This window comes from Bradyrhizobium sp. USDA 3262, assembly GCF_054060035.1.
The window spans coordinates 4,087,428-4,113,504 of record NZ_JBSSCT010000001.1; the positions used below are offsets into that span (position 1 = coordinate 4,087,428).

The 26,077-nt window shown below is 63.8% G+C and carries 24 protein-coding genes and 1 pseudogene; 14 read left to right on the top strand and 11 right to left on the bottom strand.

Annotated elements, in window-relative coordinates; genetic code table 11:
* Positions 1-57: 57 nt before the first annotated feature.
* The 10 genes and pseudogenes from hpnC (at position 58) to ACVWYP_RS18745 (ending at position 10,565) form a co-directional block, all read left to right on the top strand.
* Positions 58-936, top strand: coding sequence for a squalene synthase HpnC (gene hpnC, locus ACVWYP_RS18700; protein ID WP_304499342.1), 879 nt, complete (start codon positions 58-60; stop codon positions 934-936).
* Positions 933-1,769, top strand: coding sequence for a presqualene diphosphate synthase HpnD (gene hpnD / locus ACVWYP_RS18705; RefSeq protein ID WP_304499343.1), 837 nt, complete (start codon positions 933-935; stop codon positions 1,767-1,769). The genes hpnC and hpnD overlap by 4 nt, the downstream gene beginning before the upstream one ends.
* Complete coding sequence (gene hpnE, locus ACVWYP_RS18710; protein ID WP_304499344.1) at positions 1,769-3,019, top strand: hydroxysqualene dehydroxylase HpnE; 1,251 nt, start codon at positions 1,769-1,771, stop codon at positions 3,017-3,019. Before hpnD ends, hpnE begins: the two co-directional genes overlap by 1 nt.
* Positions 3,020-3,183: 164 nt before the next feature.
* Entirely contained in the window at positions 3,184-5,145 is a 1,962-nt protein-coding gene (gene shc, locus ACVWYP_RS18715) for a squalene--hopene cyclase (protein ID WP_453946093.1), read from the top strand.
* Positions 5,142-5,759 (top strand): annotated as a pseudogene (locus tag ACVWYP_RS18720) (phosphorylase); the annotation flags it as partial. The gene shc and the pseudogene ACVWYP_RS18720, both read left to right, overlap by 4 nt.
* Positions 5,760-6,006: 247 nt before the next feature.
* A complete protein-coding gene (locus ACVWYP_RS18725) occupies positions 6,007-6,129 on the top strand; it encodes a hypothetical protein (RefSeq protein ID WP_456684320.1) in 123 nt (40 codons plus the stop codon).
* A gap of 349 nt (positions 6,130-6,478) precedes the next feature.
* On the top strand, positions 6,479-7,123 hold the full coding sequence (locus ACVWYP_RS18730; RefSeq protein WP_304499345.1) for a TetR/AcrR family transcriptional regulator: 645 nt from the start codon (positions 6,479-6,481) through the stop codon (positions 7,121-7,123).
* Between the two features lie 85 nt (positions 7,124-7,208).
* Positions 7,209-8,822: an acyl-CoA dehydrogenase family protein gene (locus ACVWYP_RS18735; RefSeq protein WP_456684126.1), complete on the top strand. Its 1,614-nt coding sequence runs from the start codon at positions 7,209-7,211 to the stop codon at positions 8,820-8,822.
* Position 8,823: 1 nt separating this feature from the next.
* Entirely contained in the window at positions 8,824-9,666 is an 843-nt protein-coding gene (locus ACVWYP_RS18740) for a class II aldolase/adducin family protein (protein WP_016845397.1), read from the top strand.
* Entirely contained in the window at positions 9,663-10,565 is a 903-nt protein-coding gene (locus ACVWYP_RS18745) for a Rossmann-like and DUF2520 domain-containing protein (protein ID WP_304499347.1), read from the top strand. The genes ACVWYP_RS18740 and ACVWYP_RS18745 overlap by 4 nt, the downstream gene beginning before the upstream one ends.
* A 66-nt stretch (positions 10,566-10,631) precedes the next feature.
* On the opposite strand, the gene hpnH is transcribed toward ACVWYP_RS18745, so the two are convergent.
* Positions 10,632-11,792, bottom strand: a complete 1,161-nt coding sequence (gene hpnH, locus ACVWYP_RS18750; RefSeq protein WP_304499348.1) for an adenosyl-hopene transferase HpnH — start codon at positions 11,790-11,792, stop codon at positions 10,632-10,634.
* 44 nt (positions 11,793-11,836) lie between these two features.
* The gene (ispH, locus tag ACVWYP_RS18755) at positions 11,837-12,763 is read right to left on the bottom strand and encodes a 4-hydroxy-3-methylbut-2-enyl diphosphate reductase (protein ID WP_304499349.1); all 927 of its coding nucleotides are present in this window, start codon (positions 12,761-12,763) and stop codon (positions 11,837-11,839) included.
* A 451-nt stretch (positions 12,764-13,214) separates the two neighbouring features.
* On the opposite strand from ispH, the gene hpnN reads away from it, so the two are divergent.
* Positions 13,215-15,827 carry a hopanoid transporter HpnN gene (hpnN, locus tag ACVWYP_RS18760; RefSeq protein WP_304499350.1) on the top strand — a complete coding sequence of 871 codons (2,613 nt, stop codon included), beginning with the start codon at positions 13,215-13,217 and terminating at the stop codon, positions 15,825-15,827.
* A gap of 87 nt (positions 15,828-15,914) precedes the next feature.
* Here hpnN and ACVWYP_RS18765 read toward each other — a convergent pair whose 3' ends face one another.
* On the bottom strand, positions 15,915-16,544 hold the full coding sequence (locus ACVWYP_RS18765; protein WP_051447710.1) for a DUF2147 domain-containing protein: 630 nt from the start codon (positions 16,542-16,544) through the stop codon (positions 15,915-15,917).
* Positions 16,545-16,646: 102 nt separating this feature from the next.
* Here ACVWYP_RS18765 and hpnO point away from each other — a divergent pair, with 102 nt between their 5' ends.
* A complete protein-coding gene (gene hpnO / locus ACVWYP_RS18770) occupies positions 16,647-18,038 on the top strand; it encodes an aminobacteriohopanetriol synthase HpnO (protein ID WP_304499351.1) in 1,392 nt (463 codons plus the stop codon).
* 100 nt (positions 18,039-18,138) lie between these two features.
* Here hpnO and ACVWYP_RS18775 read toward each other — a convergent pair whose 3' ends face one another.
* The 4 genes from ACVWYP_RS18775 to ACVWYP_RS18790 all read right to left on the bottom strand — a co-directional run bounded on the left by ACVWYP_RS18775 (position 18,139) and on the right by ACVWYP_RS18790 (position 20,847).
* Positions 18,139-18,909: an anti-sigma factor family protein gene (locus ACVWYP_RS18775; RefSeq protein WP_304499352.1), complete on the bottom strand. Its 771-nt coding sequence runs from the start codon at positions 18,907-18,909 to the stop codon at positions 18,139-18,141.
* The gene (locus tag ACVWYP_RS18780; protein ID WP_018270594.1) at positions 18,906-19,463 is read right to left on the bottom strand and encodes a sigma-70 family RNA polymerase sigma factor; all 558 of its coding nucleotides are present in this window, start codon (positions 19,461-19,463) and stop codon (positions 18,906-18,908) included. The genes ACVWYP_RS18775 and ACVWYP_RS18780 overlap by 4 nt, the downstream gene beginning before the upstream one ends.
* 94 nt (positions 19,464-19,557) lie before the next feature.
* Complete coding sequence (locus ACVWYP_RS18785; RefSeq protein ID WP_028338682.1) at positions 19,558-19,881, bottom strand: cupredoxin domain-containing protein; 324 nt, start codon at positions 19,879-19,881, stop codon at positions 19,558-19,560.
* Between the two features lie 12 nt (positions 19,882-19,893).
* The gene (locus tag ACVWYP_RS18790) at positions 19,894-20,847 is read right to left on the bottom strand and encodes a metallophosphoesterase family protein (RefSeq protein WP_304499353.1); all 954 of its coding nucleotides are present in this window, start codon (positions 20,845-20,847) and stop codon (positions 19,894-19,896) included.
* A gap of 236 nt (positions 20,848-21,083) precedes the next feature.
* On the opposite strand from ACVWYP_RS18790, the gene ACVWYP_RS18795 reads away from it, so the two are divergent.
* A complete protein-coding gene (locus ACVWYP_RS18795) occupies positions 21,084-21,491 on the top strand; it encodes a GFA family protein (RefSeq protein WP_304499354.1) in 408 nt (135 codons plus the stop codon).
* Positions 21,492-21,683: 192 nt separating this feature from the next.
* Here the strand turns inward: ACVWYP_RS18795 and ACVWYP_RS18800 are convergent, their stop codons facing one another.
* Positions 21,684-22,058, bottom strand: coding sequence for a Spy/CpxP family protein refolding chaperone (locus tag ACVWYP_RS18800; RefSeq protein ID WP_411782445.1), 375 nt, complete (start codon positions 22,056-22,058; stop codon positions 21,684-21,686).
* Between the two features lie 374 nt (positions 22,059-22,432).
* Between ACVWYP_RS18800 and cax the strand changes: the two genes are divergently transcribed.
* A complete protein-coding gene (cax, locus tag ACVWYP_RS18805) occupies positions 22,433-23,536 on the top strand; it encodes a calcium/proton exchanger (protein WP_304499355.1) in 1,104 nt (367 codons plus the stop codon).
* 46 nt (positions 23,537-23,582) lie between these two features.
* On the opposite strand, the gene ACVWYP_RS18810 is transcribed toward cax, so the two are convergent.
* From ACVWYP_RS18810 to ACVWYP_RS18820, 3 genes are all read right to left on the bottom strand, one after another.
* Positions 23,583-23,816, bottom strand: coding sequence for a hypothetical protein (locus tag ACVWYP_RS18810; RefSeq protein WP_304499356.1), 234 nt, complete (start codon positions 23,814-23,816; stop codon positions 23,583-23,585).
* Positions 23,817-23,981: 165 nt separating this feature from the next.
* Positions 23,982-24,440, bottom strand: a complete 459-nt coding sequence (locus ACVWYP_RS18815; protein ID WP_080686636.1) for a hypothetical protein — start codon at positions 24,438-24,440, stop codon at positions 23,982-23,984.
* Positions 24,441-25,195: 755 nt separating this feature from the next.
* Positions 25,196-26,050 carry a hypothetical protein gene (locus ACVWYP_RS18820; protein ID WP_304499357.1) on the bottom strand — a complete coding sequence of 285 codons (855 nt, stop codon included), beginning with the start codon at positions 26,048-26,050 and terminating at the stop codon, positions 25,196-25,198.
* Positions 26,051-26,077: the final 27 nt, after the last annotated feature.

Genomic DNA, 26,077 nt, shown 5'->3' on the forward strand with positions numbered 1-26,077 from the left:
CATGCGCTGACCTTTCGCGCCTGCGTCGTGCCATGACCAGTGTAGCCCAAATTTCCCATGACCACCGCGAGCGACCTGCGATCCGGAAAGACCCACCGCGACGAGAATTTTCCGGTCGCGTCGTGGATCATTCATCCGCGGCATCGTGCCCTGATCCTGGCCTTTTATAATTTCGTCCGCACCGCCGACGATATCGCCGATCACGCCACGCTGCCCGCCGAGGAGAAGCTGCGCTACCTCGACCTCATGGAGGCCGAACTGCTTGGCAATGGCGACACCCAGAAGGAAGCGGTCAATCTGCGCCGCGCCTTCGCCGAGCGCGGCATGCCGCCGCGGCACGCGCTCGATGTGCTGGTGGCGTTCCGCCTCGACGTCACCAAGCTGCGTTACGAGAATTGGGACGATGTAATCGATTATTGCCGATACTCGGCGATGCCGGTCGGGCGGTTCATGCTCGACGTGCACGGCGAGGATACCTCGACCTGGGCGGCGTCGGACGCGCTCTGCGCCGGGCTGCAGATCAACAACCATCTGCAGGACTGCGGCAAGGACTACCGCAACCTGAACCGTGTCTACTTGCCGCGCGATGCCCTGGCCGCTGCGGGCGCGACCGTCGAGATGCTCGGCGAGGCGAAGTCGCAGCCGGCCCTGCTCGAATGCCTGCAGGCGCTCGCGGTGCGCACCGAAGCGCTGCTCGACCAGAGCAAGTCGCTCGCCGCCGAAGTGAAGGATTTCAGGCTGGGGCTTGAGATTTCCGTGATCCAGGCGTTCGCCGACAAGATCGTCAACATGCTGAAGGTGCGCGATCCGCTCAGCGAGCGCGTGCATCTGAGCAAGGTTGAACTGCTGCTGCAGAGTCTCGGCGGCGTCGCCGGCGAGACCGCGCAGCGTGCGACCGGACGGCGTACGGTCTCCAAGACGGCGGCAGGCGCATGAGCGCTGAGGCGGCGGCCAACGCAAATTACGGAAGCACCGCGTCGGGCAGCTCGTTCTATGCCGCGATGCGCATCCTGCCGCACGCTCAGCGCGAGGCGATGTTCCAGATCTACAGCTTCTGCCGGCAGGTCGACGACATCGCCGATTCCGACGGCCCGCGGCCGGAGCGGCTGGCCGCGCTGCAGCAGTGGCGCGACGATATCGACGCGCTCTATGAGGGACGTCCGCCGGAGCGCCTGAAGGACTATGTCGGTTCGGTGAAGACCTTCGGCCTGAAGCGCGAGGATTTCGTCGCGATCGTCGACGGCATGGAAATGGACGTGCCGCAGGATATCCGCGCGCCGGATCTTGCGACGCTCGATTTGTATTGCGATCGCGTCGCGAGCGCGGTCGGCCGATTGTCGGTGCGCGTATTCGGCCTGCCCGAGGACGATGGCATCCAGCTCGCGCACCACCTCGGCCGCGCGCTGCAACTCACCAATATCCTGCGCGATATCGACGAGGATGCCGGTCTCGGCCGGCTCTATCTGCCGCGCGAATGGCTCTGGCACGCCGGCATCACCAATAACGACCCGGTCCGCGTCACAGCCGACCGCGCGCTGCCGAAGGTGTGCGCGCCGCTGGCCGAGCGGGCCAAGATGCATTTCCAGAAATCCGACGAGATCATGAAGCGCAATTCGCGCCGCGCCGTGCGCGCGCCGCGGATCATGTCGAAATACTACCGCGCAATCCTCGATCTCCTGATCGCGCGCGGCTTCACTGCCCCGCGTGCGCCGGTACGTGTGTCCAAGGCCGCCAAGATCGGCATCCTTCTTCGTTACGCGATCATCTGATGCAAAAGACCGTTCATATCATCGGTGCCGGCATTTCCGGCCTCTCCGCAGCCGTGCGCCTCGCCAATGGCGGCTACAAGGTGTTCGTCCATGAGGCGACGCAGCAGGCCGGCGGCCGCTGCCGCTCTTATTTCGACGCCGCCACCAATCTCACCATCGACAATGGCAACCATCTGCTGCTGTCGGGCAACCGCCATGCGCTGAGCTATGCGCGCGCGATCGGCACCGAGGCCGGCCTCGTCGGGCCCGCGCGCGCGCAGTTTCCGTTCGTCGATCTTGCCAGCGGCCAGCGCTGGCAGCTCGACCTCGGCGATTCCCGCCTGCCGCTGTGGGTGTTCGACGAGGCGCGCCGCGTCCCGGACACTAGCCTGCGCGACTATCTCGCCTTGGCGCCGCTGGCCTGGGCCGGCACCGGGGCGCTGGTCGGTAACACCATTCCCTGCAAGGGCACGCTGTATGAGCGCCTGGTGCAGCCGCTGCTGCTGGCCGCGCTGAACGTCGATCCGCCGGAGGGCTCGGCCGGGCTCGCCGGCGCCATCGTGCGCGAGACGCTGCTCGCTGGCGGGCAGGCCTGCCGTCCGCTGATCGCGCGCGACGGCCTGAGCTCGGTCCTGATCGAGCCGGCCGTGAAGCTGCTGCAGGAGGGGGGCCACAGCGTCCAGTTCAGTCACGAATTGCGTGCGCTCGGCATGTCGGGTGATCGCATCAGCGAGCTCGACTTTGGCAATGGCGACAAGATCGCGCTGGGAGCCGGCGATGCGGTCGTGCTCGCCGTGCCGCCGCGCGCTGCGGCATCCCTGCTGCCCGGCCTGAAAACCCCGACCAAATTCCGCGCCATCGTGAACGCGCATTTCCGTGTCGATCCGCCGCGCGATGCCGCGCCCATTCTCGGCGTGGTCGGCGGCCTCGTGGAGTGGCTGTTCGCGTTCCCGCAACGGCTATCGGTGACGATCAGCAACGGCGACCGCCTGGTCGACATGCCGCGCGAGGAGCTTGCGCAGGCGATCTGGCAGGACATCTGCGAGGCGTCGGGGGTTTCCGGCGACCTGCCGCCGTGGCAGATCGTGCGCGAGCGCCGTGCCACATTTGAGGCAACGCCGGAACAGAATGCCCTGCGTCCGGGGCCCGCGACGGCGCAAAAAAACCTGTTCCTTGCCGGCGACTGGACTGCTACCGGGTTGCCGGCAACCATCGAGGGATCGGTGCGATCGGGGGATCGCGCCGCCGATCTGGTTCTGGCCAGACGTTAGATTCGACCTGTTGGCGCGTTTTCGAGCGAAGTGGTTACCGGTTCGCGTGAAGAAAACGCGACCAAACAGAAGGACAAGAACGTGATCCGAAGCAATCGGATCATGCTCTGGAGCGGCCGCGGCTTTCGATCAGCCGGCCCGCGATGAAGAGGATATCGAGCGAAATGCTTGCGAGAGATCACAGCGTTGCAGTCGACCCGGTCGCGCTGGAGAAGAGCATCTCCAAGGCAACCGAAGCGCTGCTCGGCTATCGCCAGTCCGACGGGCACTGGATATTCGAGCTCGAGGCCGACAGCACCATTCCGGCCGAGTACATCCTGCTGCGTCACTATCTGGCCGAGTCGATCGATGCCAGGCTGGAGGCCAAGATCGGCAACTATCTGCGCCGCGTCCAGGGCGCGCATGGCGGCTGGCCGCTGGTGCATGACGGCCCGTTCGACATGAGCGCCAGCGTGAAGTCCTACTTCGCGCTGAAGATGATCGGCGATTCCGTCGACGCGCCGCACATGGTGCGGGCGCGCGAGGCGATCCGTTCGCGCGGCGGTGCTTCGGGCAGCAACGTGTTCACGCGCTTCCTGCTTGCGCTCTATGGCGTCGTGACCTGGCGCGCGACGCCGGTGCTGCCGATCGAGATCATGCTGCTGCCGATGTGGTCGCCGTTCCACATCAACAAGATCTCCTACTGGGCGCGCACCACCATGGTGCCGCTGATGGTGCTTGCAGCGCTGAAGCCGCGTGCGAAGAATCCGAAAGGCGTCGGCATCGACGAGCTGTTCCTGGAGGATCCGAAATCGGTCCGCATGGCGCCGAAGGCGCCGCATCAGAGCGCGAGCTGGTTCTATCTGTTCCGCTCGCTCGACGCCGTGCTGCGGGTGATCGAGCCGATGTTTCCGAAGAGTCTGCGCCAGCGCGCGATCGATGCCGCGCTCGCCTTCACTGAAGAGCGGCTGAACGGCGAAGACGGCATGGGCGCGATTTATCCGCCGATGGCCAACATCGTCATGATGTACGAGGCGCTCGGCAAGGACGAGAATTTCCCGCCGCGCGCCATCACCCGCCGCGGCATCGACAAGCTGCTCGTGATTAGCGAACACGAGGCCTATTGCCAGCCCTGCGTCTCGCCGGTGTGGGACACCGCGCTGGCCAGTCATGCGCTGCAGGAGGCGGGCGGCGACGACACCCTGGCCAAGGCCAAGCAGGGCCTCGACTGGCTGAAGCCGCGCCAGGTGCTGGAGCTGAAGGGCGATTGGGCGGTCAAGGCGCCGGACGTCCGCCCGGGCGGCTGGGCGTTCCAGTACAACAACGACCATTATCCCGATCTCGACGACACCGCGGTGGTCGTGATGGCGATGGACCGCGTGCGGCGCCACACCGGAACCAGGGAATATGACGAGGCCATCGCGCGCGGCCGCGAGTGGATCGAGGGGCTGCAGAGCCGCGACGGCGGCTGGGCCGCGTTCGACGTCAACAACCTCGAATATTACCTCAACAACATCCCGTTCTCCGATCACGGCGCATTGCTCGATCCGCCGACCGAGGATGTCACCGCGCGCTGCATCTCGATGCTGGGCCAGCTCGGCGAGACCGCCGAGAGCAACAAGGCGATGGCTGACGGCGTCGCCTATCTGCGCCGCACCCAGCTTGCCGAGGGCTCCTGGTACGGCCGCTGGGGCCTGAACTACATCTACGGCACCTGGTCGGTGCTCTCGGCGCTAAATGTCGCAGGGGTCGATCGCAACGACCCGATGATTCGGAAAGCGGTCGACTGGCTGGTGTCAGTCCAGAATCAGGACGGCGGCTGGGGCGAGGACGCCGTCAGTTACCGGCTGGATTACAAGGGTTATGAAATTGCGCCTTCGACCTCCTCGCAAACGGCATGGGCTTTGCTTGGATTGATGGCGGCCGGAGAGGTTGAAAATCCCGCTGTTGCGCGGGGGGTGGAGTACCTAAAGGCAACACAGACGGAAAAAGGGCTGTGGGACGAGCAGCGATACACAGCTACGGGGTTTCCGCGGGTATTTTACTTGCGATATCATGGCTACTCGAAGTTCTTTCCGCTCTGGGCGCTGGCGCGGTATCGAAATTTGAGAAGCACCAATAGCAGGGTGGTAGGGGTCGGGATGTGATTGTTGAGGCGGGGGCCGCCGAGACCGTGGGCAGTAGAATTGATCCTCGGCCGGTATTGATTGTGACTGGATTGGTGCAGGAGGCCCGCATCGCGGCAGGCCCCGGCATGATCGTAATCTGCAGTTCGAGCGATCCGCAGCAGCTGCGTGAGTTGCTGGCGACGCTGGATCCGACCACCTTCCGTGGCGTGATTTCGTTCGGCGTGGCCGGCGGGCTCGACCCGTCGCTCAAGTCCGGCGACGTCGTGGTCGCGACCGAGGTGATGTCGGGCGATACCCGCTTCCTGGCCGCATCCGCGCTGAACGAAGAGATGATCGCCAGCGCCGCGCTGAAGCGCCGCAGGATCGTCCGCGGCGGTCTCGCCGGCGTGGAAGAGGTGATCGCGGCGAAGGCCTGCAAGGCCGCTCTGCGCTCGATGACGGGCGCAGCAGCGGTCGACATGGAGAGCCATATCGCGGCGGCCTATGCCGCCAAAGCCGGCATTCCGTTCGCCGCGCTGCGCGTAATCAGCGATCCCGCGCACCGGGCGCTACCGGAACTTGCGAAGTCCGCGGTGAAGCCGAACGGCGACATCGACCTGCGCAAGGTGCTGCGCGGCATCGCCCGCAATCCACGGATCCCGCGCTTTAGGCGCTCTGCGCTCGATGACGGGCGCAGCAGCGGTCGACATGGAGAGCCATATCGCGGCGGCCTATGCCGCCAAAGCCGGCATTCCGTTCGCCGCGCTGCGCGTAATCAGCGATCCCGCGCACCGGGCGCTACCGGAACTTGCGAAGTCCGCGGTGAAGCCGAACGGCGACATCGACCTGCGCAAGGTGCTGCGCGGCATCGCCCGCAATCCACGGACGCTGCGCGCGCTGGTGTCGACCGGTATCGACTTTAACCGCGCGCTGCGCTCGCTGCGCAGCTGCCGCGGCTTCCTGCTCGGCAACGAGGTGTTGATGCCGGTGGAAGACGTTCTGATCACAGCGAAGGCGGCCTGATCCGCTGCGCCGGTCCGGGACCGGGTTTCTCGCCGCATCAAGCTCAACTCACAGGCCCGGTCGCATCGCGATCGGGCCTTTTGCTTTGATGCCCGAAGGTTTTGCTTGATGCCACGCTGTTCCGGTTCCACGTGCCCAGCGGCGACGTGCGCGTCGGCTATGCGGTAAGACCCCCGCATCCCTGTTCCTCGCGCCCCTGCGTCGCGCCGCAGCCTCTAACGACCTTCCGGCAGCGTGCCGGCGCCCACGGAACGGTCCTGCGGTCGCAGGGCGGGTCGATATACTTGACAGCCACGGCGATCCGTCCAAAAATGAAGCATGATCCTTTGTTCATGAATTAAGGTTCACTATGGCAATCGCCGCCGTTCGCCTCAACCAACTGGTCGAAACCAAAGCGCGCATTCTCGATGCCGCCAGGGAGGCCGTGGCGCTGAGTGGCTGGAAGGACGCCCAGATCGCCCTGATCGCCTCACGGGCCGGCGTGGCCACGGGCAGCGTGTATCGCTACTTCGACTCCAAGGCGGACCTGTACGCGCAGGTGCTCGGCCTGGTGTCTGAGCGCGAGGTGGCTGTGGTCGCCGCGATCGTCGAGGCGGAAGGCTCGGCGTCCCAATGTCTGGTGGACGCGATCTACACCTTCTCGGTCAGAGCGATGCGCGGCCGCCGCCTGGCCTACGCATTGATCGCCGAACCCTGTGAACCCGAGATCGACGCGGCGCGCCTGAAATACCGGGCGGCCCTGGCCGATCAGATCGCAAGGCTGGTTCGGCGCGGTATCGCCGGCGGTGAGTTCGTCGAGATCGACGCGAACGTCGCGGCATCCTGCGTGACCGGCGCCTTCATGGAGGCGCTGGTTGGTCCCCTTGCGCCCGAAGCGGCCCCCGATTCCGACGCGGCGAAGGCGATCGCACAGTCGATCGCAGGGCTTTCCGCGCGCATGCTGTTTCGCCACGCCACGCCTGAACTCATCCCTGTATCGCGAGTCTCCGCATAAACGCGCGCGTCCAGCCGGTTGCCGTCGCTGAAGCGAAAGCCGCTCCGTTTGCGACCCATGAAGTGCGCAATCAGGCGCGCGGCCGGTGCTCGGCTTCAATGCATTCGATGACGACCGCGCGCTGAGTGGCCTGATCGTATCGATCGCGCCGTGGGCGAAAGACAAGCTTTCAGCGCTCGGCGCCCATGCCGGCAGCGAATCCGTGCAGGAGGCGGCACGGCTGGCCAACGAGCACGAACCGAAGCTCTTGACCCATGACCGGTATGGCAACCGCAATGATTGGGTCGAATATCATCCTGCCTGGCATCAATTGATGGCGCTGGCGTTCCGGAGCGAGGTGCATAGCCTCGCCTGGTCGACGCGCGAACCACACGGCCATCTGGCGCGTGCGGCGCTGAGCTATCTCTGGAATCAGATCGAGAACGGCGTCGGCTGCCCCACCGGGATGGCGTACGCCGCGATCGCCGGGTTCTCCGGCAAGCCGCAATTCGATCTGTGGCGTGAGCGAACGCTGGCGGCGGACTACGATCCGCGGCGGCTTCCGATCGAGGCCAAGCGCGCCGCGGTCATCGGTTACGCCATGACCGAAAAGCAGGGCGGCTCCGATCTGCGCGAGACCCAGACCACCGCGCGCTTCGTCGAGCGCGGCGCGCATGGCGAGATCTATGCGATCACCGGCCACAAATGGTTCTTCTCGGTGCCGGTGGCCGACGGATTCTACACGCTGGCGCGCACCCAGTCCGGCGTCAGTTGCCTGTTCGTGCCACGCCTGTTGCCCGACGGCAGCGCCAACCGTATCCACATTCAGCGCTTGAAGGACAAGTGCGGTAACCGCTCGAACGCGTCAAGCGAGATCGAGTACCACGATACGTGGTCGATCCTGGTTGGCGAAGAGGGCCGCGGCATCGCGGAAATCCTTTCGCATGGCCATCTGACGCGACTGGATTTCGCGGTCGGCTCCGCCGGGCTGATGCGCCAGGCGCTGAGCCTCGCCCTCAACCACGCGCAAACGCGAACCGCGTTCGGCAAGCCGATGTCCGAGCTCCCGATGCAGCGCAACGTGCTCGCCGACCTCGCGCTCGAGAGCGAGGCGGCGATGCTCGGCGCATTTCGGGTCGCACGTGCGACCGACGGCCTGCAAGCAAGCGAACACGAGCGATTGCTGGCGCGGGTCGCGACGCCCGTGATGAAGTTCTGGAATTGCCAGCGCGCGCCGGCCTTCACCTACGAATGCCTGCAGGTGCACGGCGGCAACGGCTTCATCATGGAGAATCCGATGGCGCGGCTGTATCGCGAAGCGCCGCTGAATTCGATCTGGGAAGGCACCTCGAACATGATGTGCATGGACGTTTTGCGGGCCATGCAACGCGATGCGAATTGCCGGGACGCATTCGTCGACGAGTTGCGTGCGAGCAGGGGCCTCAATCCGGTCTATGACCGAAGCACGGACGATCTCGCCGATCGATTGCGTGCAAAATATCCGGACGACGGGCACGCGCGGGCGCTCGTCACCCGCATGGCACACGCGTTGCAGGCTGCCGAGATGCTGCGGCATGGCGACGCCGCTGCCGCCGATCTGTTCGTGAAATCCAGGCTTGGCGCGGACGGGATGCATGTATTCGGCGGGCTTCCATCATCGGAAGACCTCAGCCGTATCGTCGAGCGCGCCTCCGTCATCCGACACCAAGGGCCCCCGTAACATGCGTCAGATCGAAGTTTGTGCCGTCAACGATATCAGGGCCGTCGTGGGAGAACAGGAGTGGGCGACCCGCGTCGATCTTGCGGCGTGCTACCGCCTGGTCGCGCTCTACGGAATGACCGACCTGATCTACAACCATATCAGTGCACAGGTTCCGGGGCATCACGATCAATACCTGATCAATCCCTATGGCATGCTCTACGAGGAAATCACCGCGTCGAGCCTCGTCAAGATCGACATCGAGGGCCGCACCCTGCTGCAGCCCGACCACGGCTACAACGTCAACGTCGCCGGTTTCTATCTGCATGCCCCGATCCATCGCGCGCGGCCCGACGTGAACTGCGTCCTGCATACTCACACCAGAGCCGGCACCGCGGTCAGCACGCTTGCCGAGGGGTTGCTGCCGTTGTCGCAGACGGCGATGCGGTTTCACGGACGGATCGGCTATCACGATTTCGAGGGGCCGGCGATCGATCGCGACGAATGCGACCGGGTTGTCGCCGATCTCGGCCGCAACAATGTGCTGGTGTTGCGCAATCATGGCCTCCTGGTTTGCGGCAACACGATTCCGCAGGCGTTCAATGCGATCTACTGGCTTGAGCAGGCCTGTCGGATCCAGGTCGACGCGCTCGGCTGCGGCCGGCCGCTGCATGCGCCGACCGAGATGGCGATCGGCAACACGGTGACCTGCTTTGCCGGCACCGAGATCACGCTGGACAATGAGCGCGACACCAATCCGGTGCTGAATGAAGCGGCGCAAAATCTGCAGGCCGGTTACGGCCTGCTGGAATGGCCGGCGCTGCGGCGCAGGCTCGACCGCATCGACGGGAGCTATGCGCAATGAGCACGGCGCTGGCGGCGTTGCGGATCGGCTTCATCGGCGCCGGCCGCGTGGCGCAAACGCTCGCGCCGGCCTTCGCCCGCGCGGGGCTGAACGTCGCGGCGTTCTACAACCGCGGTGCCGATGCCGCGCAGCGGCTCGGATCCCGCATCCCGTCGGCGCGGCCGATGACCGACGCGCAGCATGTCGTCGACAGCTGCGACATGGTTTTCCTCACCGTAAGCGACGACGCGATTCTGCCGGTGTGCCGCGATTTGCGCTGGGAGCCGCGTCACCGCGTGGTTCATTGCAGCGGCGCGACCGAACTGGCCGCGCTCGATCATGCGAAATCCGCAGGCGCCGCGACCGGCGGATTTCATCCGATGCAGATGTTTGCCAATCCCGACGTCGCGCTCGAGGGATTGCGCGGATGCACCGTCGGCATCGAGGCAGAGGGCGACTTCGGGCGCGACCTGGAATTGCTTGCGATCCGGATCGGGTGCGAACCGCTGGCGCTGCCGGCCGGTGCGCGGGCGCTCTATCATGCGTCGGCATATTACGTCGGTCCGTTCCTGATCGCGCTGCTCAAGGAAGGCGTCGAGTTCTGGAAGAGCTTTGGCGCCAGTGAGGCCGACGCGTTGCGCGCGATGATGCCGCTGCTGCGCGGGACGGTCGCGGCTGTTCTCGACGGCGGACTGGCCAATGGCATGGGCGGCTGCGTGGCGCGCGGCGACGTCGGAACGATCCTCAAGCACCTCCGGGCGCTGGATGAGCGCTTTCCTCCATCCGGCGCGCTGTATCGCGAACTCGCTTTGCGCAATGTCCCGCTCGGGATCGAGCGTGGCACACTCAGTCCGCCGCGCGCCGCCGAGATCGAGAAATTGCTTCAGCGCACGAGACTGGAAGAGCAGGCGGCATCCTGATCCAAGAAAAAGCCCCGGTTCGCTGAACCGGGGCTTTCATGTTTCTGCTTTCGCTCACATCGAGCTTCAGGCGGCGGTCGAGGCCTTCGCTTGCTGCTTGGCGGCGGCGGCCGCAGCCTCGTCGCGGCGGATCTCCGAGAGCTTCTTCTGCACCTGTTCGGCGAAGATGTACTGCGCCGGACGCTGCTTCGACATGTCGATCTCGGGCGCCATCGGGCCCGTGGTCTTGATGCCGCGCAGCGCGACCCACATCGCCTTCAGCGGATTGTTGATCGCAGCGGTGGCCGCGGTCGGCTCGTAGCCGCAATGGGCCATACAGTCGGCGCACTTCTCGTACTTGCCGGTGCCGTAGGTCTCCCAGTCGGTGGTGTCCATCAGCTCCTTGAAGGTCTTGGCGTAGCCTTCACCGAGCAGATAGCAGGGCTTCTGCCAGCCGAAGATGTTGCGCGCCGGCATGCCCCAGGGCGTGCACTCGTATTCCTGGTTGCCGGCAAGGAAGTCGAGGAACAGTCCGGAATGCATGAAGTTCCACTTCTTGCCCTTGCCGAGCGCAAAGACGTCGCGGAACAGCTTCTTGGTCTTGGTGCGGTTGAGGAAGTGCTCCTGGTCGGGCGCACGCTCATAGGCGTAACCCGGCGACATCGAGACGCCGACGCCGAGCTCGGTGGTGAAGTCGAGGAACTTGGCGATCTCCTCGGCCGGATGGCCGTCGAAGATGGTGGCGTTGACGTTGACCGTGAAGCCGCGCGCCTTCGCCGCCTTGATCGCCGAGACGGCGCGATCGAACACGCCCTTCTGCGACACCGCCTTGTCGTGGTGATCCTTCAGGCCGTCGAGATGCACCGAGAAGAACAAATAGGGCGACGGCTCGAACAGATCGAGCTTCTTCTCGAGTAGCAGCGCATTGGTGCACAGCGAGACGAACTTCTTGCGCGCCACGAGGCCGCGCACGATCTCGCCGATCTCCTTGTGGATCAGCGGCTCGCCGCCGGGAATCGCCACCATCGGCGCGCCGCATTCATCGGCCGCATCCCAGCATTCCTGCGCCGTCATGCGGCGATTGAGGATCGCATCGGGATAGTCGATCTTGCCGCAGCCGACGCAGGCGAGGTTGCAACGGAACAAGGGTTCCAGCATCAGCACGAGCGGATAGCGTTTGCGGCCAAGCAGCTTCTGCTTGATCAGATAACCGCCGATACGCATTTCCTTGAAGAACGGTATAGCCATTAGACGATTTCTTTCTGCACTTATCAAAGGGATGTGGGTTCAGATCAGCCCGCAGTCAGTTCGGCTGGCAGCCGGAATTCGATATTCTCTTCTCGGCCCGGAACGACCGAGACCGACAGAGGTCCGATGCGGCGCAGGGCCTCGATCACATCGTCGACCAAAACTTCGGGCGCAGAAGCGCCCGCCGTAATGCCGACGGCCTTCGCATCCTTGAGCCAATCCGGATTGAGTTCGCTCCCATCGGCAATGAGATAACTCGCGACGCCGACCTCGGTGCCGATTTCACGAAGCCTGTTCGAGTTGGAACTGTTGGCGGCCCCCACCACCAAAATGACGTCCACCAGTTTGCTCAGGTCCCTTACCGCAGATTGGCGGTTCTGTGTCGCATAGCAGATATCCCTGATGTCCGGGCCTTGAATATCTGTAAATTTTGCCTCAAGGGCCGCGATAATGTCCCTGGTGTCGTCCACGGACAGGGTGGTTTGGGTGATGTAGGCGACCGGCGCATCGCTCGGCAGCCTCAGTTCCGCCACATCCTGGACGCTCTGGACCAGCAGAACCGGCCCCGGAACCTGTCCCATGGTTCCCTCGACCTCGGGGTGGCCGGCGTGCCCGATCAGGATCAGGGCGCGGCCCTTCGAGATGTAACGCTTGCCCTGGTTGTGGACCTTGGTGACGAGCGGGCAGGTGGCATTGAGTACCGGCAGGTCGCGGGCTTCCGCCTCCTCCTCGACGCTCCTGGCAACGCCATGGGCGCTGAAGACGGTCACCGCCTTGGCCGGCACTTCGGAGAGGTCCTCGACGAAGATCGCGCCCTTCTTCTTCAGGCTCTCGACGACGTGTTTGTTATGCACGATCTCGTGGCGGACATAGACCGGCGGGCCATACTTCTCGAGCGCGCGTTCGACGATCTCGATCGCGCGCACGACGCCCGCGCAAAAGCCGCGCGGCTGAGCAAGAAACACTTCCATCGGACGTCCGTTACGCAAATTGCACCAATCTCGTTCAATGCCCTGCGGCCTTTTCGGCAACGCACTCCACACGTCGGACCTCGCAACGTCAGTTGCAACGTCCGCGCCATCACAGTTCCTGGAAGGGATCTGTGCCCCAAGCGCATGGAAATACAGGGATTTGTGGCAAAAAGGTAGCGTTTCGAGTGGGGCTGGATCACGAAGGAGGGGGCATTGGAGGTAATATAGTGTTGGTTTTGCCTCCTGCGACCGTCCGTCTCCCTCACTTGTTCGTCACTTTATCGCCCACTCATGCGGTTTATACCGGCCATTCGTGGCCGTTCCTGTGCTTTGGAACCTCCTCGCCGTCCCGTCGAGGAAGATAACCAAAACAACATTAGATCGGTCCCGGGAACTCCGCTACAGAGCGGGCGTTTTCGGCCATGCTTCCCCGAGATTAGAAAGAAACGAAGTGCTGACAAATATTGTCGTCTCCGTTGTTAGGACCTGTACGCGTTTTGCCCTTCCGGTTGTGATTATCTCTGTGTTGCTGTCGATCGGCGCCGGCTTCTACACGGCCCGCAACTTCTCGATCAACACCGACATCAACAAGCTGATCTCGCCGGATCTGGATTGGCGCAAGCGCGACAACCAGTTCGAGGAAGCGTTTGATCGCGAGCGGCTGATCCTGGCGGTGGTCGAGGCAGCGACGCCCGAGCTGACCAGCTCGGCCGCGAAGGCGCTCACCGCGAAGCTGCAGGCCGACAAGAAGAACTTCGAAGCGATCACCGCGCTCGGCTCCGGCGAATTCTTCGAGAAGAACGGCCTCTTGTTCCTGCCGACCGAAGAGGTCGGCAAGGTCGCGGGCCAGCTCGAAGCGGCCGCACCGTTGATCGAGATCATGGCCGGCGATCCCTCGATTCGCGGATTGACCGGCGCGCTCGAGACCGGCCTTGCCGGCGTCAAGCGCGGGCAGGTCAAGCTCGACAATACGGCGCCGCCCTTCAACCTGATCTCCGAGACGGTCGAGACCGTCCTCGCCAAGGGCAACGCGACCTTCTCCTGGCGCGAGCTCACCAGCGACAAGCCGCTGACCGATTCGGACAAGCGCGCCTTCATCGAGATCAAGCCGATCATCGACTATTCGGCGCTGGAGCCGGGCAAGGGCGCGACCGACGCGATCCGCCAGGCGGCGGCCGATCTGAAATTTCCGACCGAATATCACGCGCGCGTTCGCCTGACCGGACCCGTGCCGATCGCCAACGAGGAATACGCTACCGTGCAGGACGGCGCGATCACCAACGGCATCGGCACCGTGGTGATCGTGCTGGTCATCCTCTGGATGGCGCTGCATTCCAGCAAGATCATCTTCGCCGTGTTCGTGAACCTGTTCATCGGGCTTGCCATCACCACGGCGGTCGGCCTGATGATGGTCGGCTCGCTGAACCTGCTCTCGATCGCCTTCGCCGTGCTGTTCATCGGCCTCGGGGTCGACTTCGGCATCCAGTTCAGCGTTCGCTACCGCTCCGAGCGCTTCAAGAACGACAATCTGACGCTGGCGCTGGAAAACGCGGCGCGCCGCTCCGCGGTGCCGCTGTCGCTCGCTGCGATGGCAACCGCCGCCGGTTTCCTCTGCTTCCTGCCGACTGACTACAAGGGCATCTCGGAGCTCGGCAAGATCGCCGGCGCCGGCATGCTGGTGGCGTTCGTCACCAGCATCACCGTGCTGCCGGCGCTGCTCGATCTGCTCAATCCGCCCGGCGAGAAGGAGCCGGTCGGCTACGCCTTCCTGGCGCCGCTCGATCTCTTCCTGGAGAAGCATCGCGTTCCGATCATCGTCGGCACGCTGCTGGTCACGGTCGCGGGCCTGCCGCTGCTCCACTACATGAAGTTCGACTTCAACCCGATCAATCTGCGCAATTCCAAGGTGGAATCGATCGCGACCTTCCTCGACCTGCGGAAGGATCCGAACACCGGCGCCAACGCCATCAACGTGATGACGCGCTCGGAAGCCGACGCCAAGAAGATCGAGGCCAAGCTCGAGAAGCTGCCGGAGGTGTCGCGCGTGATGTCGCTCGACAGCTTCGTGCCCGACGACCAGCCGGCCAAGCTGAAGCTGATCGCGCAGGCGGCCAAGACGCTCGGTCCCGCGCTCAATCCGGATTCGGTCGATCCGGCGCCGTCGGATCAGGAGAATGTCGAGTCGCTGAAGAGCTCGGTCGACAGCCTGCGCAAGACCGCGGGCGACGGCAAGGGGCCGGGCGCGGTGGCCGCGCGCCGGCTCGCCGACGCCCTGCAGAAGCTCGCCGGTTCGAACCAGGCGACCCGCGACAAGGCGCAGGACGTCTTCGTCGCGCCGATGAAGATCGTGTTCGATCAGCTCCGCAATACGCTGCAGGCCCAGACCGTCACGCTGCAGAGTCTGCCGCCGGAACTCGTCGACAGCTGGAAGACCAAGGACGGCCTGATGCGTGTCGAGGTGGAGCCGAAGGGCGATCCGAACGACAACGACAATCTCCGCCGCTTTGCCGACGCCGTGCTCGCCGCCGAGCCGACCGCGATCGGCGGGCCGGTCTCGATCCTGAAGTCGGGCGACGTCATCGTGAAGGCGTTCATCCACGCCGGCATCCTGGCGCTGGTCACGATCGGTCTGCTGCTGTGGCTCACGCTGCGCCGCGTCGTCGACGTGCTGATGACGCTGGTGCCGCTTCTGGTCGCCGGCATCGTCACGCTTGAGATCTGCGTCTTGATCGGGCTGCCGCTCAACTTCGCCAACATCGTCGCGCTGCCGCTGCTGCTCGGCGTCGGTGTGGCGTTCAAGATCTACTATGTCACGGCGTGGCGCCAGGGCAGGACGAATCTGCTGCAGTCGAGCCTGACACGCGCGATCTTTTTCAGCGCGCTGACCACGGCGACCGCGTTCGGCAGCCTGTGGCTGTCCAGCCATCCCGGCACCGCGAGCATGGGCAAGCTGCTGGCGCTCTCGCTCGTCACCACGCTCGCGGCGGTGTTGCTGTTCCAGCCGGCGCTGATGGGCAAGCCGCGCGAGGTCAAGGAGGAGGATATCGCCAACGACGTCACCTGACGCGCTGGCGGTTCGCTGTCGGACCGGCTTGGCGGCAGGCGCCGCCGAGCCGCGATGTCAGCGGACGGTGTTCCCCGCAGGCTTCCGCTAATGCGTCGGTCGCGCGATGTCCGGAAGCAGGCAGATATCGCCCACGGCGTCAGCCTGCGCATTGGCGTTGCCCGGGACCTGCTTTTGACCCGGCTTGGTGGCCGGCGCCACGGCGCCGGTGGTTTTCTGCGGTGCTGTTGACTTGGGCTGGGTGCCCTTCGCCGCCGGGTTGCCGGCGGCGCTCACCGGAATCGGCGGACCGACGCGGGTCCAGGTCTCGCCGCCACACAGGAAGCCGAGCACGCAGCCCTGGATCTCGAGCTGATCGGTGCCGACGGGCTTGATGGTCGAGCTGTAGAGCTGGCCGTCCTTGGCGTTGTAGACCTGACCTTCCCACGCATCGGCGCCGGCCTTCTTCTTCATGTCGATCAGGATCGGCATGCCGAGCGTCGGCCTGCTCTGCTTTGCAGAATCAGGATTGTTCTTATCCTTGCCGCCCGGGGTTTTTTCCCAGGACACCGCACCCCACATGTTGCCATTACACTGGGCGACGCGGATGGTGGCGACACCGTCAGCGACCTTCCAGTCGCCGGTCGGGTCCGCTGCAAGTGCCGGTGATAATACGGTGGCCAAAAATAAACCTGAAAAGGCTATTGTACGCGCGAAAGTTCTTGGGCAGTGCAACATGGTCCAAACCTGTGCTTAACTGGACGATCCGAGCGGGGGTCAAAACGCCGCTAGCGAGCGTTTTAAGTTGACGAGATGGCCATCAACCGACGTATGTAACGAATGGTAAGTTCCAATTTAGACGTTTCCGAGATTTTTGTGGAGCGCGAGGGGCAGCGCGGTGCCATGCACACGCGTCACCTCAACGAGCAGCTCGTTCGCGTTCTCAAGACCATCGGCTACGACGTCGGCTTCCAGAAGGGGCAAGGCCAATACCTCTTCGATCGTCATGGGGCTCGTTACCTTGATCTATTGAGCGGATTTGGCGTTTTTGCGATTGGCCGCAATCATCCGGCCCTGCGCCAGGCGCTGAAGAGCGTGCTCGACGCCGATCTGCCCAATCTCGTGCAGCTCGATGTCTCGACGCTCGCCGGCGTGCTCGCGGAACGGCTTCTGGAACATGTTCCATATCTGGACAAGGTGTTTTTCGCCAATTCCGGCGCCGAAACCGTCGAAGCTGCGATCAAGTTCGCGCGCGGCGCGACCGGTCGCCCCGGTATCGTCTATTGCGGGCATTCGTTCCACGGCCTGTCCTACGGCGCGCTGTCGCTGACGGATGATTCGAATTTCCGCGGCGGATTCGAGCCGCTGCTGCCGGGCTGCACCCCGATTCCCTTCAACGATCTCGAGGCGCTGGAGAAGGCGCTGTCGTCGCGCCAGGTCGGCGCCTTCATCGTCGAACCGATCCAGGGCAAGGGCGTCAACATGCCCACCGACGAGTTCCTGCCCGGCGCGCTGGCGCTGTGCCGCAAATACGGCACGCTGTTCATCGCCGACGAGATCCAGACCGGCATCGGCCGCACCGGAAAATTCCTCGCGATCGAGCATTGGGGCATCGAGCCCGACATGGTGCTGCTGGCGAAGGCGCTGTCCGGCGGTCACGTGCCGATCGGCGCGCTGCTGACGCGCAAGAACATCTTCGACAAGATCTTCAACCAGATGGATCGCGCGGTCGTGCACGGCTCGACCTTCGCCAAGAACGATCTTGCGATGGCCGCCGGCATCGCCACGCTCGACGTCATCAAGGCCGAGAAGCTCGTCGAGAACGCCGCCAAACGCGGCGCCGAGCTCCGTCTAGCGCTGACGCGCATGGTGCCCGGCTATGAACTGATGAAGGAAGTGCGCGGCAAGGGCCTGATGATCGGCGTCGAGTTCGGTCCGCCGAAATCGCTGCGGCTCAAGGCGTCGTGGAATCTGCTGGAGACCGCCAACAAGGGCCTGTTCTGCCAGCTGATCACGGTGCCGCTGTTCAAGGATCACAAGATCCTGACCCAGGTCGCCGGCCACGGCCTCCACACCATCAAGCTGCTGCCGCCGCTCACGATCACCGAAGAGGACTGCACCTGGATCGAGAAGTCGTTCGACGACGTGATCGCCGGCAGCCACAAGGTGCCCGGCGCGATCTGGTCGCTCGGCAAGACGCTGGTCGACAACGCGGTGCGCAAGTCGGCGTAGGCCTCACGATGTAGCCCGGATGAAGCGAAGCGAAATCCGGGTTATCAAAGCGGGTAAGACCGTCCCCGGATTACGCTGCGCTGCATCCGGGCTACAAGACTCACCCCTCCTTGTTCGCGCGCATCGCGCCCTCGAACTTGTCGCCGAACTCGCTCAGCTCGTCGGCGCCGAGATCGCTGACCGCCCAGTAGTTCAGGCCGCGGTCGCTCCAGCGGCGGATGTTGAAGCCCTGCAGCGTCGAAATCTTCGCCGCCTTGCGGTCGGTGTTCGCGGTCTGCGCCACGAACAGGTTGATGACGTGCTGGCGCCGCTTGTAGACCACGGCGCCGATCTCGCGGGCGTTGACGTAGTCGAGCCGGCCGCCGATCAGCGTGAAGCCCTGCGCGGTGAGATCGATCACCGGCGGCGAGACGTCGAGCTTGCCGTTGAACCAGGGCTTGACCGTGTGCTGATCCGTCGAGATCACGTCGGTGAGGTGGCCGGCCTGCAGCGAACGCAGATGCGCCGACACCACCTCGTTCTCGATGCGCTGCTCGTCATCGTTGCGCAGCACGATCGCGACAAGGCCGGTCGCTGCCATCGCCGACACCGCGGAGCCCAGCGCGAAGCCGCGCAGCACCGAGCGCCGGGTCGGCGCCGCCTGCGCTTGTGGTTGCGGCAGCGACTTCTCGATCTTGCGGCGCAGCTCGAGCGGCGCCTTGTAGCGCAAATCGCTCTCGGCGATCGCCTGGCGGATCTCCTGGTACTCCTTCATGAGCGCGGCACAATGCGCGCACCCCTCGACATGGGCTTCCACTTCGCGCGCATGGCCGGCGTCGAGTTCGCCGTCGATCAGCGCGTGGATCAGCACTTCGGCTTCCTCGCAGGTCATTTCGCTTGCTCCTGTTCCGCAAGCCAGGCCGATCGCAGCATGGCGCGGGCGCGCGCGAGGCGGGACATCACGGTGCCGACCGGCACGGCGGCGACATCGGCGATCTCGCGGTATGAAAGATTCTGGATTTCCCTGAGCACGAAGGTCTCGCGGAACGGCTCGGCAAGCGCCGCGACCAGCTTGCGCACGGTCTCGCCGTCGAAGCGGCGCAGCAGCTGCTTTTCCGGGGTCTCCGGGGCTTCATTCCACAGCGGGGTCTGCTCGCCGCCTTCGGGCAACTCCTCGACCGCGGTTGGAGCGGTCTTGCGCCTTGCATATTCTGCGCGGCAGACATTGCGCAGGATCGCGAACAGCCACGGCTTCATCGCAGGTCCGCGGTAGCTGTCGAAATGCTTGTAGGCGCGCAGATAGCATTCCTGCACCGCATCCTCGGCGTCGGCGGCGTCGCGCAGCAGATAGCGGGCCAGCGTATAGGCGTCGTCAAGATACGGCAGCGCGGCCTCGCGGAAGCGCCGCGCCTTTTCGGGATCGTCTTGCGACGCGTTGACAACCATCGTGTTCTGCCCGGCATGTCGAGAGACGGCTCGTGTCCGGCCGGGGGCAGAGGGCCACCGGCCGGGCATGGTTGTGATTGTATGGGTTGTCACGTTACCCAACCTTGACACTGCCTGTCATGTGCGGATGCAGCGAGCAGAAATACTTGTACTCGCCGGGCTCCGTGAAGGTGAACGAGAAGGTGCCGTCGGTATCCATGGTCTTGGAGCGGAACTTGCCCGCACACACCACGGTGTGCGGGATGTCGTCGCGGTTGGTCCAGGTCACGGTGGTGCCGACCTTCACGTCAAGCTGGGGCGGGGTGAACGAGAAGTTGTCGATATGGACCGCGGTATCCTCGGCGCGGGCCGCCGTGACCGGCAGCAGCATGGTCGCGACCACGGCAATCCCGAAGTCGCGTCGATTGATCGAACTCATCGGTCTTGTCCCTTAGCCTTGCAGCGGCGTGTCGATGATCGCCAGCGGCTGGCTGTTCTGCTTGAAGTTGATGCTGGCGACGCCGAGCATGCTGCGCAGCTTGGCATCCTCCACCTTCATCGGGCCGGGCGAGGGGGCGGAGCCCGGCGCCGGCTGCGGGAAGGCGGTCGAACGCGCGGTGTGGAAGGTGACGTTGCCCTCGACCTTCTGCATCACCTGATGGATGTGGCCGTTGAGCACCGTGACCGAGCCGAACCCCTTGACGTATTCCAGCGCGCGGGCGCCGTCCTCGGTGCCCCAGCCCCATTGCGGATAGACCGTCCACAGCGGGATGTGGGCGAACAACACGATCGGCGTCGACTTCGAACGGCCCTTGAGGTCGTTCTCCAGCCATTCGAGCTGCTCGTTGCCGAGATTGCCGAGGCCGCCGCCCTTGAGGTCGACGACGTTGACGAGGCCGATGAAATGCACGCCGCCGGCGTCGAAGGAATAGTAGCCCGGACCCTTGGTGCCGCGGCCGTAGCGCTCCTTGTAGAGCTTGACCTCCTCGTCGATGAAATCGTGCTCGCCCGGCACGTAGTGCACGTCGAGCTTGGCCTGCGAGATGATGCGATCGGCGTCATCGAATTCGGACGCTTTCGACAGATGCGTGATGTCGCCGGTGTGGATCATGAAGGACGGCTTGACCTGCATCGCCCGGACCTTGTTGATGGCCTCTTCCAGCGTGCCGATGGCGTTCGGGTTGGCCGGCTTGTCGAAGCCGACATGGCTGTCGCTGATCTGCATGAAGGTCATGCCGGGCGCCGCTTCCGCAGCGGCGGCCGAGCCGACGATGCCGAGCGAATGCGGCACGCCGCCGGTGACGGTCCACAGCACGCCGGTGCCGGCCCAGGTCATGCATTCCAGCACCTTGCGTCGGCTGACGCCTTTTTCCTTATCGCGATGGTCGTGATCGTGTCCGCTCATGGCAGGTCTCCCGTGGGCCCAGGGATTGGGTTTCCGGGAAGATGATCGGCGGGGCCGGGGCTTTATTCCCGGGGCTTTGGCGGGGCCGAGGGCAGGATGACGATTTCGTGAGACCCGAATGATCGGGGGCGCAGGGGACCGCGCGACAGCTCGACGCAAGGGCAAGATGCGCAATTGAAGCGTTGCTGCTCGCAGCGTTATCGACTCGGCAAACCACTGATCGAGCGGAGGAAAACATGGCTGACGTCACCGGCGGCTGTCACTGCGGCGAGATCCGTTACGAGGTGACGGGCGAACCGGTCGTCCATGCGCTGTGTCACTGCACCGATTGCCGGCGCCACGCCGGCGCGCCGATGGTCGGCTGGGTGATGGTTCCCGAGGGTATGGTCAAGGTGACCAAGGGGCAGCCCAGGATCTACCGATCCTCGGAGCATGGCCGGCGGCATTTCTGCGCGAGCTGCGGCAGCGGACTCTTCTATACCAATGGCAACATGCTGCCCGGGTTCATCGACATCCAGAGCGGCACCTATGACGACCCCGATCGGGTGCCGGCCACGATGCATATCCAGGTCGCGGAGCGGCTGCGCTGGATGGAGGATGCGCATGAGCTGCCGACCTTCGACCGCTTTCCGCCGCCGGAATGACCGGGTTGATGAACGCGGTGCTTTCCGGCGAAGCGCCTGTGCGCGCCGCAACCTGGAATCGCCCGCAACATAAATGGACGGTTGCAGTACGGCGTTTTCGTTGGCGGATACGCGCGACGCTCGCCCTTTCGAGCGTCCAATCATTTCACGCACAAACCTGCAAGGGGCTGTTCGCGTGCGGTCCGGTTGGCCCTATTCGTCCTCGTCGTCCGGACCGCCACGCTGCTCGATCGCGTTTCGCACGCCGCGCATGACGGCGAACGACACGAATGCCATCCTTCGCTTCTGATCATCGCTCAATGTCTTGTAGAGCGGCTCCCAGGCATCGGAGAGTTTCTTGAGATCGGTCCCGCGCTGAATCAGCCGGTCTGCCCTGCGTTGCATCATCTCGACCGGATTGCTTCCACCAAGGGCCTCCATCGGTCCGTTCTCCTGGAGTTCGGCAATCCGCTCCAACCGAGCCTGCCGGTTTTTCGCTCGCGCACGGATCGCATCCTCGATGGCCGGCCAGTATTTCTCCTGATCGGGTGTCAGCTGCAAGGCGGCCTTGACGATGCCGACACGCATATCCGTCAGGCTCTTCAGGTCGGCGGCGCTGGGTTGCGCAGCTCCGACCGTCGTGGATGTCTCTGCTGCGAAAGCGAGAGACGAGGTCGTCACCAAAAATGCAATCGCTGCGACAGCTGCGTTCCTCGTCATTGTAAGCTCCTGAGCTGCTCATCAAGGATGTCCGCGAGAACAACCGCAATCTGGTCGGCCACGGGTTGATCTAGGTCAAAAGGGGGAGGGAGCCGGCAAATATGGACGCGCTTCTGACCGTTCGGGAAAGGCTAAGGCCGTGACTGGCGCGACGGTTGCGCCGGATTGTTGAGCTAGATCAAGGTTACGCTGCCTGCGGTGTTCAGAAACTGCTTTCGACCTCGTTTCGACCGGGCGGTACCATGCACCTTCTGCTCAAGGAAATTCGACATAATCCACTGCTCTGGATGCTGGTCTTCGTACCGATCGTGCTGGCGGTCGAGACAGCAGCTCCCTCCGCACACACCACCCTGTTTGTGCTCGCTGTTCTGGCCATCGTGCCGTTGGCCGCCCTTCTCAGCCATGCGACGGAGAGCGTCGCAGAGAAGACCGGCGACGCAGTCGGAGGCCTGCTCAACGCAACTTTGGGCAATCTGACCGAGCTGATCATCGCGATCGCCGCGCTGCATGCCGGAGAGTACATGCTGGTCAAGGCATCGATCGCCGGTGCCATCGTCACCAATTCACTCTTCATGCTCGGCGCATCATTCCTGCTCGGTGGGCTCCGCCATCACGTTCAGGAATATAATCGGGCCGGCGGAAGGATGTACGCAGCGCTGCTGCTGATGGCAACGATTGCGTTGCTTGCGCCCTCGGCTGTTGCCGACCTCGATCCGGCGCGCGGCGAAGCGATGGCGCTGGCTCTCAGTACGGGCCTCGCTGTGCTGCTGATATGTGTCTATGGACTCGGCTTGCTGTTCTCGCTCAAGACACACAAGGAGCTGTTTGCAAGCGAGGAGCATGGCGAAACCGGCGGCGCCGGCTGGCCGATCGGACTTGCAATAGGCACCCTTCTCGTGGTCACGGTGCTGGTCGCACTGGTCAGCGAAATATTCGTGAGCTCGGTGCAGAAAGCGGGCGAGACGCTGGGATTGAGCCCGGCGTTCGTCGGTTTCATCATCGTCGCGCTGGTCGGCGCCGCGGCAGAAATGGCGGTCGCGTTTTCCGCGGCACGCAAGAACCGTCTCGATATGAGCGTCAGCATCGCGCTCGGCAGCGCGTCTCAAATCGCCTTGTTTGTCGCGCCTGCGCTGGTGCTTCTGAGCTACGTCGTCGGTCCGAAGCCGATGGATTTGCAGTTCTGGCCGGGGGCCGTGACGATGGTCATGATCGCCTCCGTAACGTCCTGCTTCATCACCAACAGCGGGCGGTCGGCATGGTTTGTCGGTGCCTTGCTCGTGCTCATCTATGCGATTTTCGCCATGACCCTGTACATGGTGCCACCGGGATCGCACGGCCCGGTTTGACCAAGAGCGAGCGTGATCGTGCCGGCACCGCGGAGCCCTGATAGGTTTAGAGCGACAGCTCGCCCTGGCCCTTCGTCCAGTCGATGATGTCGATCTGGAGCCCCCGTTTCAGAATCTCGGCCTCAAGATTGCTGGCATGCCGCTTCCATTCGGCTGTCGACCGGACCCGGAATTTTGGCTCTTCACCGTTTGCCGCGAACTCATCGTCGGCTTCGAGCGCGCCGCGAACAGCCTCGTACATCATCTTGAGGCTCGCGTCGGTGAAGGCGTCGTACTCCATCTAGTCGTCTCCTCGGGAGCGCAAATTCAAGGGACCGCCACGATGGCGATCGTGGCGTTCCTTTGCGGTCGATCCATTCAACATGGACATGCTGATGCCTGACCGAAGCTCGACAGCGAGCCCGTGCGGTGCAACCGCATGTCCATCGACTGCTGCTCAGCCGGATCAATACTGATACTGGTTCTGCGGGCAGATCATTTGCCCGTATTCATTGTAGTAGCAGCCTTGGTTGCCGTAGTAGCCATAGGCGCCATACGCGCCGGCCGCGGCCGCTGCGCCGACGGCAGCAGCACCATAGCCCCAGCCTGGCCGATAGTAGCCTCTGCCGTAACCGGGATAGCCGGCGACCGGGCGGCCAGGGCGCCCCGCAATCGGTCGACCGGGATAGCCCGGACGCCCTGCAATCGGTCGGCCACCTGGACGGCCGGCAACGCGATATCCTCCACCATGAACCCTTCCACCACCTACATGCATGCCACCGCCACGCATTCCGCCGCCGTGAAAACCGCCTCCGCCACCGCGGAAGCCGCCGCCACCTCCACGGCGAGCATAGGCGTCATCAGGAATCAGGCAGACTGCAACGAGAACCAGAGCCGCCAGAGCGGCGAGGATACAACGAAGCATGGCGTGTCCTCCCTCACGGACGATTTTGCGAGCCGTGAAGCTGCGACAATTTCGGCGCGCGAGCTTGACGTAGATCAACGGAATGCAGCAGGGCGCGCGTTCGAAAAAGGTCAGGCAGCTGTCATCAATCACTCCAGGCACAATCTGCACTTTGCTGCCGAAGCATCTTGCCTAGAATGCGAACCTGAGTTCCATGACATTTGCTTTCGCCTCAGTCAGGCGACAGCCATCGTTTCTTTGCCGAGTTCACCTGGTGTTTTTACGTCCTGCGGAACCCTGCCAAGAGGATCCACGTGCGGAAAGCGGATGTAACGTGCGCGTGCTGTGGCGCAGGTTTCCGGCGGTTGGAGCTATGGTCCGAACCTGGCGCCAAGGGTGAGTATCACTGTCCCGTTTGCGACTACTTGCTCGAGGCATTCGATGGCACCAACCTGATCGCCTATCGGCTGACGATCCAGCCGGCGCGCGCGCCGGCCCACTCGGTCAAGCCGTTCGACGATCAGCGATAGCCGGACGATCGGTTGCCACCGGCGCGCTTCGGTTTTCGAGGTGACGGCCGACGCCATGACTGTTTGGCCGTGTCACTGCACCGATTGGTGCCGCATCCCGGCGGGCCGATGGCCGACCCGGTGATGGCCGCAGAGGACACGGTCAAGCTGACCCGGGGTAGATCTACCCGTCGTCGGAGCACGGCCGGGAGCGGGTCGCTCGCACCCGCGTCGGATGGTCTCGGTGCTTGCTTGCTCGTGCGCCAGCTAGTTTTTGACGGCATACAGAGGCGTTCTGAACGTCAGTTGATAGGCGGGGTTCGGCACCCACATGATTTCGGCTGTGATGCCAAACAGTCGGTTATCATTATCATCCATGCGGTCGAGATCGAGCCGCACGATCGGTTGTGCAAAGGGCTGAATCGACGCGAGGTTCAGAAGTTGCGCGCCTTCGAAGGATTGCACGCCCACGCGGCCGGTAAACTTCCAGTTGTTCGGCCATTGATAGTAGCCGCCGACATAGGCAATCGTGTTCGGGTTGATCCTTCCCAGCGTACTGTCGACGTCGGTTCGCGTGTATTGGATGCCGCTGAGGAAGCCTCTGGTCTCATCGGAATCGAGCGCATAGTCAAATTCGAGAATGTTGTTGAAGGAGGTTGTGCCCAGCGGACCATTGGGAATCGACTGTGTGACGGTCGATTGCAGCGTCACGGTAGGAAAGGTCCCGCCGTTCTGCTCATAAAGGTCGGCTTGGAAGCCGATGTTCCAGCTCGTGATTTGAAAGGACGAAAAGCCGGCGTTTCCGAAGTTCGTCGAACTGCCGGAGACGCCGGCATAGAGCGAGACGCTTTCGGTGACATCGACCGTCAGCGGAAAATCCATGTTGAGGGACTTTGCTGCTGGCAGGCCTGCCGGAAATGCCGGGCCGCCCGAGGTCGCAAGCGTCTGCGTATTGAACAGCGTTGGACGTCCAAAGCCGAACGCGAGCGATCCTGCCGGTACCTGTGCGTAGATCGTCCTGAGGTCGAGATAGATCGTCGGCACTGCCGGTTTGATTGCGTCGTCCTCTGCGCCAAGGGCTGTCCCGGCAGGGAGGAACAACAGCGCGCGCGCTCCTGCCATCAGGATTGATCTGAAAGCCGAAAAGCC